This window comes from Lysinibacillus sp. GJ-1 (assembly GCF_021166035.1).
Taxonomy (GTDB): domain Bacteria; phylum Bacillota; class Bacilli; order Bacillales_A; family Planococcaceae; genus Lysinibacillus; species Lysinibacillus sphaericus.
The window spans coordinates 3,310,203-3,322,197 of the sequence record NZ_CP088912.1 but is presented as its reverse complement, the minus strand read 5'-3'; the positions used below and the strand labels follow the sequence as shown (position 1 = coordinate 3,322,197).

Sequence of the window (11,995 nt, the reverse complement as noted above, 5' to 3'; positions counted from 1 at the left end):
TTAGAACGTGTGAGGTGTTATTCATGCATACCATCGTAGTAGGCTTGAATTATAAATCAGCGCCAGTTGAAATTAGGGAAAAGCTATCTTTCGTAGAAAGCGAGTTACCGCAAGCAATGGAAGCGCTGCAAAAACAAAAAAGCATATTGGAAAATGTTATCGTTTCAACTTGTAATCGAACAGAAATATATGCAGTCGTCGATCAATTGCATACTGGACGTCACTTTGTGAAGCAATTTTTAGCAAATTGGTTCAACTTGCCTGTGGAGACTTTTTCTTCTTACTTAACAATTCGAGAAGAAGATGAGGCATTAGAACATTTATTTAAAGTTACAGCTGGAATTGATTCAATGGTGCTTGGTGAAACACAAATTTTAGGACAAGTGAAAAAAAGCTTCTTAAATGGACAAGAGATTGGGACGACAGGTACGGTCTACAATCAGTTATTTAAACAAGCAGTTACATTTGCGAAGCGAGCACATAGTGAAACAGCTATTGGGGAGAATGCGGTATCTGTTTCTTATGCAGCAGTAGAATTAGCAAAGAAAATTTTTGGATCTTTACAACGCAAGCACGTCGCTATTTTAGGGGCAGGTAAAATGGGTGAACTTGCTATCGAGAACTTGTATGGTAACGGCGTAGGAAAAGTGACGGTTATTAATCGTACTTTTGAAAAAGCTGAAAGTTTAGCAGCCAAGTTCCAAGGTGAAGCGAAGTCAATGAGGGAATTACAATGCTCACTACTTGAAGCGGATATTTTAATTACGTCCACAGGTGCGACAGATTTTGTCATTGATTATGAGCTCATGCAACTTGTTGAACGTTTGCGTAAAGGTAAACCACTGTTTATGGTCGATATTGCGGTACCCCGTGATATTGATCCACGTGTTGGTGATCTGCCAAACGTATTCTTATATGATATCGATGATTTACAAGGTATTGTTGAAGCTAACTTGGCAGAGCGCGAACGTGCGGCAGCGGAAATTACGCAAATGATTGATAAAGAAGTTGTTCAATTTAAAGATTGGTTTGCAACGCTTGGTGTCGTGCCAGTCATTTCGGCTTTACGTAAAAAAGCAAACCAAATTCAACAAGAAACAATGATCAGTATTGAAAATAAAATGCCAGAGTTAACGGATCGAGAACGTAAGATTTTAAGTAAGCATACAAAATCAATTATTAATCAATTGTTAAAAGAGCCAATTTTACAAGCTAAGGAAATGGCAAATTCACCAAAAGCAAATGAACAGTTACGTTTATTCCAACAAATTTTTGGCATAGAGGATGCTGTGGAAGATGAAGTGGATATGATGAGCAAGCAAGAGCTTGAGCGTAAAGAACGTTTACGATCATCGCAAACACCTACTGAACCAAAGTACTCTTTCTAAGATGTCTAGACATTCGAGCTCCACAATCGCTTGAGGCTCACGATTTGAGTCATGTAGCAAATTTTTGCTTTTTGCATGGTTTTGCTGACGTGTGCGAACTTGAAATTACATGAGGCGTTTTCGTATCTGTATGGTAAACTAAAGATACGAAAACGTCTTTTTTAGGCTGGGATACTGTTTATAGTAGCTTTAGCACTTTTTGAAATAAAGAAGGGATGTCCATTGGCTGATTTGACAATGACAAGGCTCTATGAAGTGATGATCGTCTTGTATGCGATCAGTCTAGTGTTTTACTTTACTGATTACTTTTATAAACAAGTACGTGCAAGGCGGATTGCTTTTTGGCTTGTTTCATTTGTATGGGTGATTCAAAGTGCCATTATTATACTAACTTTTATCGAAACAAAGCGTTTCCCGATTTTATCTTTATATGAAGGAATTCTGTTCTATTCTTGGTTGTTAGTAACATTATCGATTATTCTCCATTGTATAGCGAGAGTCGATTTACCAGTATTTATTATCAATATATTAGGATTTTTATTTGCTAGTATTTTTACATTTATGCCGAAAAGGCCAACAGGAGCAGTAGGGGATACATTAATTTCGGAAATGCTCTTTATCCATATTTCATTTGCGATATTATCGTATGCTGCTTTCACGTTAACTTTTGTATTTGCGATATTATATTTAGTTTTATATCGCTTATTAAAAAAGAAAAAATGGTCACAATTATGGACACGTTTGCCATCATTACAGCAAACGAGCAATTGGATGAACGTATCATTTTTTATAGGGATTCCAATGTTATTCATAAGTTTAATATTAGGCTTTGAATGGGCATTATTAAGATTAGAGAGTTTATCTATCTTTGATGCGAAGATAATAGGGTCCTTTATCATTTTAGTATTATATTGTTGTATTTTATATGTGAATCGTAAAAGTAAGCTGACGGGCACTAATTATGCGTGGGTTCATATTTATGCTTATTTATTAGTTGTCGTAAATTTCTTTTTAGGAAGTAGCTTATCTCGATTCCATTTATGGTATTAGAAGAAAGGTTGGAGACTGTTGAGAAAAATTATTGTAGGTTCTAGGAGAAGTAAATTAGCATTAACGCAAACAAATTGGTTTATCAATGAGCTAAAGGCAGCAGGTGTGCCGTTTGAATTTGAAGTAAAAGAAATTGTTACTAAAGGCGATCAAATTTTAGATGTTCAACTTTCTAAAGTTGGTGGTAAAGGACTTTTTGTAAAAGAAATTGAACAGGCGCTTTTTGACAAGGAAATTGATTTTGCGGTTCATTCGATGAAAGATATGCCTGCCGTACTACCAGAAGGTTTAGTAATTGGTTGTATTCCACCTCGTGAGGATGCGCGCGATGCATTTATTTCTAAAGGTCATGTGAAATTTGCAGATCTTCCTGCAGGAGCAGTAGTGGGGACAAGCTCTCTTCGACGAAGTGCTCAACTCTTAACATTACGTCCTGATATTGAAATTAAATGGATTCGCGGAAATGTCGATACACGTTTAGCAAAACTTGAAACAAACGAATATGATGCGATTATTTTAGCGGCCGCAGGTTTAAAGAGATTGGGTTGGAGCGATGATGTCGTAACAGAGTTTTTATCAGTGGAAGACTGTCTTCCAGCTGTAGCACAAGGGTCTTTAGGGATTGAATGTCGACAAGACGATGCTGAATTATTAGCTGAACTAGCAAAATTAACTGACAGTGCTACATGGAAAGAAGCACATGCAGAGCGTGCTTTCTTAGCTGCTATGGATGGTGGTTGCCAAGTGCCTATCGCAGGTTATGCCAAGTATAATGGGGAAGAAATTACACTAACAGGGTTAGTTGCCGCACCAGATGCCGCAGTTATTTATAAAGAGACGGTAGTAGGTACTGATGCCGAAGCAATTGGTAATGAACTAGCTGACATGTTAACGAAACAAGGTGCCTATGATTTAATTCAACGTGTTAAGGCAGAGCAAGATGCTAAATAATTTACCTTTGCAGGGTAAAACAATTATTTTAACTGGAACGTCTAAAACAGCAACAGTTGGAGACGATATTTCCGCTTTAGGTGGTCAGGCAGTTTTTGCCCCATTGATAGAAACTTGCGAAATTATTGATCCAAAAGATGATGCGCAATTAGCATTTGCACGTCAATTTAACTGGCTAATCTTTACGAGTCAAAATGCGGTAGATGCTTTTGCTAGTAAGATGAATCGTTGTCATTTAAGTGCAAGCTATTTTCAAGGGAAAATTGCATCGATTGGAACGAAAACGACTGCGGCATTAGAAAAGTTAGGCTTTCAAGTTAGCTTTATGCCTTCAATATTTAGTGCCGATGTCTTTGTTAAAGAGTTTCCTATTGTTGCAGGGCACAATCCAACATGTTTATTTATTCGTGGGGAAAAAGCGAAAACAACATTAAAGGATGGGCTGCCCTTCAAATTAAATGAATGGACGGTTTATGAAACGATTGAGCGCCACGACCAAAAACAAGTAATTATCGATTGTATCCAGCAACATTCAGATGTTACAGTCATTTTTGCAAGTCCTTCGGCTGTAGATGTCTATGCAAAAGATATAGCTACAGTCGTTGGATGGAAAGCGGTACGTGTGGCGGCAATCGGGCACATTACAGAAGCAGCTATTGTAAACCACGGTGCTACTGTAGACATTATGCCGAGTATTTATACTATGCAAGCAGTCATCGAGGAATTAACGAAAGTAGAGGAAAGAACATGACAAATTTACAATTTCAAAGACATCGTCGTTTACGCGCAAATGCAATGATACGATCTATGGTAAAAGAAACTTACTTACACAAAGAGGACTTAATTTATCCTATTTTCGTGATAGAAGGCGAAGATATTAAGAATGAAGTTCAGTCAATGCCAGGTGTTTTTCAATTTTCATTAGATAATCTAGGTGCTGAAGTAGATGAAGTGGTTGCTTTAGGTATCCCAGCTGTTATTTTATTTGGTTTACCAGCAGAAAAAGATGAAGTGGGGACAGGTGCTTTCCACGATCATGGAATTGTTCAAGAAGCGACACGACTTATTAAAGAGCGTCACCCAGAGCTGTTAGTGATTGCTGATACATGTCTGTGTGAGTTTACAGACCATGGTCATTGTGGCTTGATTGAGGGCGATCAAATTTTAAATGACGCTTCTTTAGATGTTTTAGCACGTACTGCTGTTTCACAAGCAAAAGCAGGTGCAGATATTATTGCACCGTCAAATATGATGGATGGTTTTGTTGCTGCAATACGTACTGGTCTTGACGCAGCGGGCTTTGAAAATGTACCAATTATGTCCTATGCCGTAAAATATGCATCAAGCTATTACGGCCCTTTCCGTGATGCGGCTGATGGAGCACCACAATTTGGTGATCGTAAATCATACCAAATGGACCCATCCAATCGTATGGAAGCTTTCCGTGAAGCAGAATCTGATATTGAAGAAGGTGCGGATTTCTTAATCGTGAAGCCTGCCCTAAGCTATTTAGATATTATTCGAGATATGAAAAATAACTATACATTACCGATTGTTGCGTATAACGTTTCTGGTGAATATGCAATGATTAAAGCTGCAGCTATCAATGGTTGGATTGAAGAGAAAAAAGTAGTGCTTGAAACATTGCTAGGTATGAAACGAGCAGGCTCGGATCTAATTATCACTTATCATGCTAAAGATGTAGCACGTTGGTTGGAGGAGAAATAATGGCGCGTTCTTACGAAAAATCAAAACAAGCATATGCAGAAGCTATCAACTTAATGCCGGGTGGGGTTAGTAGTCCCGTACGTGCATTTAAATCAGTAAATATGGATCCTATATTTATGGAATCTGGTCATGGTGCAATAATTACAGACATCGATGGCAATGAATATATTGACTATGTACTATCATGGGGCTCTTTAATTTTAGGGCATACTCATCCGGAAGTTGTAAAAGCCATTGCTGAAACTGCAGCGAAAGGTTCTTCTTTTGGAGCTCCTAGTTATACAGAAAATCGTTTAGCTAAGCTAGTATTAGAACGTTTACCTGGCATGGAGATGATTCGCTTTGTATCATCAGGGACAGAAGCAACAATGTCTGCATTACGTGTAGCACGTGGTGTAACAGGTCGTGATAAAATTTTGAAATTTGAAGGCTCTTACCATGGTCATGGTGATTCATTATTGATAAAAGCTGGTTCAGGTGTGGCGACATTAGGCATACCTGATAGCCCTGGTGTACCTGCGGATATTGCGCGTAATACATTAACGGTGGCTTACAATGATTTAGAAGGTGCTAAACAAGTATTTGAAAAATTTGGTGCAGAGCTTGCGGCAGTAATTGTTGAGCCAGTGGCAGGGAATATGGGCGTTGTCCCACCACAGCCAGGTTTCCTAGAAGGCTTACGTGAATTAACAACAAAGCATGGTGCGCTGCTAATCTTTGATGAGGTTATGACAGGCTTCCGCGTTGACTATGGCTGTGCGCAAGGTTACTTTGCTGTAACACCAGATATGACAACGCTAGGGAAAGTAATTGGTGGCGGTCTACCTGTAGGTGCTTTCGCGGGTAAGAAGGAAGTTATGGAACAAGTAGCACCGGCTGGTCCAATTTATCAAGCTGGTACATTATCAGGTAATCCATTAGCAATGACAGCAGGCTATGAAACGTTATCCCGACTTGATGAAAACTCCTATGAGTATTTCAAAAAGTTAGGAGACCAACTAGAAGCAGGATTTAGAGCTGCAGCTACAAAGTACAATATTCCACATACGGTGAATCGCGCTGGCTCGATGATTGGTTTCTTCTTTACAAATGAAGATGTAATCGATTTTGCTTCAGCGAAAACGTCTGATTTACAATTATTTGCGGAATACTTCCGTTTAATGGCAGAAGAAGGTATTTTCTTACCGCCTTCCCAATTTGAAGGATTGTTTATTTCTACTGCACATACAGAGGAACATATCGCGAAAACGGTCGATGCTTTCCATAAAGTGTTTGCCCAATTAGCAAAATAAGTTATCTAAAGCCATCCATTGGGGTGGCTTTTTTTTGTCAAAATTAAAACTTTCAGCATAGCCAAATAGTGGGCGTTTTAGTTTATAATAGAGCTATTCAGAAAAGAAAGTAGTGGTTTTAAAATGGCAACAGGCACACATACAGTAGAAGTACCCGTAGCAATTGAACATGTTTGGGAATTCGTTAGTGACATGGAAAAATGGGCAAAGCTTGTCCCAGGTTATAATGCACATACGATGATAGATGATAAACACTCTACGTGGACATTTAAAGGTAATGTTGGTGTACTGAAAAAAACGGTAGAAGTAGAGATTACAATTTTAGAGTGGGCAGCACCTTCAAAGGTAACTTTTGAATTAAAAGGCCTATCAGATAATTTTACAGGAAATGGCTATTTCTTAGCTGAAAGCATTGATGCAAACAATACAAAAATGACAGGCTTTTTAGAAGTTACAGCAGGAGGTTTAGCTGGTCCTGTATTAAATCCAATCTTCAAGCCAATCGTTCCAAAAGCTACACAAATGTTGACAGATCGCGTAGCAAATAAAATTAAAATGGTAAACGTTTAAGCGTAAAAGCATGCCTGATTTTTATTCAGGCATGCTTTTTTTATGGTAAAAATCTTGTAACCATCGTTGTCTAGCATACATTTCGATTGCAATTCATATGATGCTAAGGGAGGGATTATTATCGAACAGAAAACTTGGAATATGCGTGAAACATTTTGTTTTCCGGGATATGGTTGCCCAACAGAAATTGCGGCTGTGCAGATAAAGCCACAATGGCAATCGATGCAATTAGAAGACTCGTTAAGATTAAATGGTATTTATCATATCACAGCGCATGTACGCTTTGATTTTCAAGACATGCAAACATTCATGGATGCCGAAGATTTAATCAGTATTGATGCACTCGATATTCAAGGAGATACTGGCTATTTTGAATATGCAGTCCCATTAAATGTTGATTTACCAAAAGAGGCAGCGATTGAGGACTTAATGGTGAAAGACATTCGTCCAATACTGTCCAATCAAATGTGTCAACTTGAATGGACAGTGACGAGTACATTTCGTAGTGAAGCATTACCAATGCCAGCAGTAGAAAAAATCGATGCTGTTGAGGAACAGGTTGTTGTAGCCAAGACGCAACTTCCAATAGAGGAGTCTACGTTTATTGAGCAAACTGTCCAAGTAATGAAACCGACACCTGTAGAAGCATCAGCCAAAGCTAAACAATCGGTACCGGCGGAACAAAAAATTGTGCTTAGAGAATCTTCCAGTCACTCTGCTGTGCGCGAATCAAGTTCCTGGAATGAAGTAGAAACAATGATTTGGGATTTAACAGAAGACTATACTCCGCTCAAAGTTCGTGTATCAAATGATATCTTTTAAAAGTAAATAGCATAGAAGTAGTAAAAGTAATAAGATGATAAGATCGCCAGAAGTTGGGATGATGATAACACGGATAAACTGAAAACCACAAATCGGTACAATAATTGTTCTACAATAAAATCGGAATTGTCGTAGCCAAGGTGGTAAAAGCCAAGGGTTATACTTACGTCGTCGCATATGAATAGTCACTTCCTTTTCTATTTACTTTTTAAGACTAGCTGAAATTAACTAAATCACTTGAAAAAATAGATGAATTTGCGGTACAATGTGGAAAGCTGAATATGGATGCTATGACAGGGAAGAGTAAATTATTTGTGCATTTATAGAGAGGAAACGGTAGCTGAAAAGTTTCTATTTGTACGTAATCGAACGTAGCCCTCGAGCAGCTTTAGTGAACTAATAGTAGTTAAAGCCGGTTAAACACCGTTAACGAATTGAGAGCCAGCTGTAATAAGCTTAAGACATCCAGCATGAATCCTTACTTCTAATGTATAAGGGCATTTAAAGTGCACTAATATGAGAAATAGTGATGTGCGAGAGTGCTTATCTTACTCTGCTGGAATTAAAGGTGGTACCGCGAACTTAAACTCCTTCGTCCTTTTGTTGACGATAGGAGTTTTTTTATTTGCTAAAAAGATGTATGCATTTTATTAGCGAATAATCCAAAGGCATTTGTCACTGATTTATTTGGTGTGAATACACTGGTAAATCAAGACGAGTAATTATGAAGCTTGCCTAAGCGCATAAATGTCAAAAATTATTTCACAACAGGAGGAGTCAATATGACAGAAAACATTTCAATGCCGACGAAATACGATCCGCAGTCTATTGAAACGGGTCGCTATGAATGGTGGCTACAAGGTAAATTTTTCGAAGCACAACCTGAAAGCGGGAAGGAACCCTATTCAATCGTCATTCCACCACCGAACGTAACAGGAAAATTGCATCTTGGTCATGCATGGGATACAACATTACAAGATATTTTAATTCGTATGAAGCGTATGCAAGGTTATGATGCACTTTGGTTACCAGGAATGGACCATGCAGGTATTGCTACACAAGCAAAAGTAGAAGCAAAACTACGTGAAGATAATATTACACGTTATGATTTGGGACGTGAAAAATTCCTAGAAAAAACTTGGGAATGGAAAGAGGAGTACGCTGGGCATATTCGCGCGCAATGGGCGAAGCTTTACTTTGCATTAGACTACTCTCGTGAACGTTTTACACTCGATAAAGGTTTATCGGATGCCGTTAAAACGGTTTTCGTGCAATTATATGAAAAAGGCTTAATTTATCGTGGGGAGCGTATCATTAACTGGGACCCAGCAGCAAAAACAGCCTTATCGGATATTGAAGTTATCTATCAGGATGTACAAGGTGCATTCTATCATATGAAGTACCCATTAGCAGATGGTTCTGGCTATGTGGAAGTTGCAACGACACGTCCTGAAACAATGCTTGGGGACTCTGGTGTAGCAGTTCACCCGAAAGATGAGCGTTACCAACATTTAATCGGTAAAACGGTTATTTTACCAATCGTGGGCCGTGAAATTCCTATCGTAGCAGATGATTACGTTGATATGGAATTCGGTACAGGTGTAGTAAAAATGACACCAGCTCATGACCCGAACGACTTTGAAGTTGGTAATCGTCATAACTTAGAACGTATTCTGGTAATGAACGAAGATGGCACAATGAATGAACTTGCGGGTAAATACAATGGTATGGATCGTTTTGAATGCCGTAAGCAAATTGTTGCCGATTTACAAGAAGCAGGTGTCCTAATCAATATTGAAGAGCATATGCACTCTGTAGGACATTCTGAACGTTCTGGTGCAGTTGTAGAACCTTATCTTTCCGCACAATGGTTCGTTAAAATGCAACCACTTGCAGATGCCTCTTTAGAACTGCAAAAAGACGAGGAAGGTAAAGTTCACTTCGTTCCATCACGTTTTGAAAACACATATTCTCGTTGGATGGAAAATATCCGTGACTGGTGTATCTCTCGCCAATTATGGTGGGGACACCAAATTCCTGCATGGTATCACAATGAAACAGGTGAAATTTACGTAGGTAAAGAAGCGCCTGCAGACGCAGAAAATTGGACACAGGATGAAGATGTGTTAGATACATGGTTCTCATCAGCACTATAGCCATTTTCTACAATGGGTTGGTATGACGAGGCAAATGAAGAATATCAACGTTACTATCCAACAAGTACGCTTGTAACAGGATACGATATTATTTTCTTCTGGGTATCTCGTATGATTTTCCAAGGTATTGAATTTACTGGACAACGCCCATTCAAAGATGTATTAATCCACGGATTGGTACGTGATGGCGAAGGACGTAAGATGAGTAAATCACTTGGTAATGGTGTGGACCCAATGGATGTTATTGAGAAATACGGAGCGGATTCACTGCGTTATTTCTTAGCAACAGGTTCATCTCCAGGCCAAGATTTACGATATACAACGGAAAAAGTAGAATCTGTTTGGAACTTTGCTAATAAAATTTGGAATGCTTCCCGTTTCGCACTTATGAACATGGATGGAATGACATATGATGAAATCGACTTAACTGGTGAAAAATCAGTAGCCGATAAATGGATTTTAACGCGCTTGAATGAAACAATTGAACGTGTGACTTCATTAGCAGAACGTTATGAGTTTGGTGAAGTAGGTCGTGAACTATATAATTTCATTTGGGATGATTTCTGTTCTTGGTATATTGAAATGGCGAAACTACCGCTGAATGGTGAAGATGAGGCTGCTAAGAAAACAACTCGATCTATACTAGCTTACGTATTAGACCAAACAATGCGTCTATTACATCCGTTTATGCCATTCATCACAGAAGAAATTTGGCAACATTTACCTCATGAAGGTGAGTCAATTACAGTGGCAGCATACTGTGCGTACGGATCTTCACTTTGCTGAAGAAGCAGACAATATGAAGCTCCTTATGGATATTATACGTTCGGTGCGTAATATTCGTGCGGAAGTTAACACACCTATGAGCAAAAAAGTACCGTTGTTCATTTCTGCTAAAGATAGTGCAACAGTTGCTACTCTTGAAGCGAATAAAGCCTACTTAGAAAAATTCTGTAATCCTGAGCCGTTAACAATTGGTGAAGGCTTAGAGGCTCCGAGTCAATCAATGACGGCAGTAGTAACGGGAGCAGAGCTATTCTTACCGCTTGTAGGTCTTATCAATCTAGAAGAAGAAATCGCTCGTCTAGAAAAAGAACTAGAAAAGTGGGCGAAAGAAGTGAAGCTTGTCACTGGTAAGCTGTCCAATGAAAAATTTGTTTCAAAGGCTCCAGAAGCATTAGTAAATGCCGAACGCGAAAAATTAGCGGATTATGAAGAGAAACATGCAGTGGTATTAAAACGTTTAGAAGAATTAAAAAACATGTAATAGCATAGTGATTTGAAGAAACAGCAGATGGCGAAATAGTCATTTGCTGTTTTTCTTTTTATGCATCAAAAGTTATGTATTGAGTTAGGAAAAAATATATAGTATTATCTATTTTAGTTAGTATAATAGATAAAGGCAAACTATCCGAAAGGGTAGGACGCAAAGCCTAGGGTCTAAGGTGAAGAGAAATGAGTATTTTTCAAACTATGATCGCCTGGTTACCATTAAATGAAATTTTTATTTGATTTTATGGCCATTCTATGTTGAGTAGAATGGTCTTTTACTTTGAATGCAAGAATAACGGAGGTTTATTATGTCAGGAAATATTGGAACAATTGTAGTGAAAGTAAACAAAGCTTGTGATGATTTAGATTTTGTGAGCGCTAGGGGAATTATAGAAGCAAATCTTTTAAAGTTATCGGAGGCTAAATATTATCGACTATTAAATGCAAGTGGACGGGTTCTTATTAAGCATATTTTAGCGGATAATAAGGGACAAAAAGATACGAAGATTTCATTAACACGTACAGATTTACTAGTGATAAATAAGATTAATGAGTATTGTTCAAATTTTGATATTTCGATGCTGAAAAGAACATTAAAAAATTCGTTAGAACTAGTGCAAAGATCGGATGTTATGCCACTCTTAAATAATGATGCAAAAATAATTTTAGATGATATGGGAGCGCTATTAGGCATCCATCAATTACAATAATTTGTTGTTTATTTGAAAAAAAATAGTTAAAAACACACAAATGATCACTCCTACAG

The 11,995-nt window shown here is 38.2% G+C and carries 10 protein-coding genes, 1 pseudogene, 1 riboswitch and 1 other annotated feature; of the genes and pseudogenes, 10 read left to right on the top strand and 1 reads right to left on the bottom strand.

Annotated features, from left to right (window positions below):
• The first annotated feature begins 23 nt into the window (after nt 1-23).
• The 8 genes from hemA to LO754_RS16470 all read left to right on the top strand — a co-directional run bounded on the left by hemA (nt 24) and on the right by LO754_RS16470 (nt 7,801).
• Entirely contained in the window at nt 24-1,388 is a 1,365-nt protein-coding gene (gene hemA / locus LO754_RS16505; RefSeq protein ID WP_024363204.1) for a glutamyl-tRNA reductase, read from the top strand.
• Between the two features lie 222 nt (nt 1,389-1,610).
• Complete coding sequence (ccsA, locus tag LO754_RS16500) at nt 1,611-2,438, top strand: cytochrome c biogenesis protein CcsA (RefSeq protein ID WP_024363203.1); 828 nt, start codon at nt 1,611-1,613, stop codon at nt 2,436-2,438.
• Between the two features lie 18 nt (nt 2,439-2,456).
• Nucleotides 2,457-3,389 (top strand): hydroxymethylbilane synthase, encoded by a 933-nt coding sequence (hemC, locus tag LO754_RS16495; protein ID WP_231784820.1) that lies wholly within the window; start codon nt 2,457-2,459, stop codon nt 3,387-3,389.
• The gene (locus LO754_RS16490; RefSeq protein WP_231784819.1) at nt 3,379-4,140 is read left to right on the top strand and encodes a uroporphyrinogen-III synthase; all 762 of its coding nucleotides are present in this window, start codon (nt 3,379-3,381) and stop codon (nt 4,138-4,140) included. Before hemC ends, LO754_RS16490 begins: the two co-directional genes overlap by 11 nt.
• Entirely contained in the window at nt 4,137-5,117 is a 981-nt protein-coding gene (gene hemB, locus LO754_RS16485; protein WP_024363200.1) for a porphobilinogen synthase, read from the top strand. Before LO754_RS16490 ends, hemB begins: the two co-directional genes overlap by 4 nt.
• A complete protein-coding gene (gene hemL / locus LO754_RS16480; RefSeq protein WP_231784818.1) occupies nt 5,117-6,409 on the top strand; it encodes a glutamate-1-semialdehyde 2,1-aminomutase in 1,293 nt (430 codons plus the stop codon). The genes hemB and hemL overlap by 1 nt, the downstream gene beginning before the upstream one ends.
• A gap of 123 nt (nt 6,410-6,532) precedes the next feature.
• A complete protein-coding gene (locus LO754_RS16475) occupies nt 6,533-6,979 on the top strand; it encodes an SRPBCC family protein (RefSeq protein ID WP_024363198.1) in 447 nt (148 codons plus the stop codon).
• Between the two features lie 141 nt (nt 6,980-7,120).
• On the top strand, nt 7,121-7,801 hold the full coding sequence (locus LO754_RS16470; protein ID WP_029747283.1) for a hypothetical protein: 681 nt from the start codon (nt 7,121-7,123) through the stop codon (nt 7,799-7,801).
• Here the strand turns inward: LO754_RS16470 and LO754_RS23885 are convergent.
• Entirely contained in the window at nt 7,784-7,978 is a 195-nt protein-coding gene (locus LO754_RS23885) for a hypothetical protein (RefSeq protein ID WP_024363197.1), read from the bottom strand. The two genes, LO754_RS16470 and LO754_RS23885, sit on opposite strands and share 18 nt — an antisense overlap.
• 104 nt (nt 7,979-8,082) lie before the next feature.
• Nucleotides 8,083-8,404: a binding site (T-box leader), on the top strand.
• A 179-nt stretch (nt 8,405-8,583) separates the two neighbouring features.
• On the opposite strand from LO754_RS23885, the pseudogene LO754_RS16460 reads away from it, so the two are divergent.
• A pseudogene (locus LO754_RS16460) lies at nt 8,584-11,224 on the top strand (valine--tRNA ligase).
• A gap of 124 nt (nt 11,225-11,348) precedes the next feature.
• Nucleotides 11,349-11,450: riboswitch (cyclic di-GMP riboswitch) on the top strand.
• A gap of 87 nt (nt 11,451-11,537) precedes the next feature.
• Nucleotides 11,538-11,939: a hypothetical protein gene (locus LO754_RS16455; protein WP_024363195.1), complete on the top strand. Its 402-nt coding sequence runs from the start codon at nt 11,538-11,540 to the stop codon at nt 11,937-11,939.
• Nucleotides 11,940-11,995 lie beyond the last annotated feature (56 nt).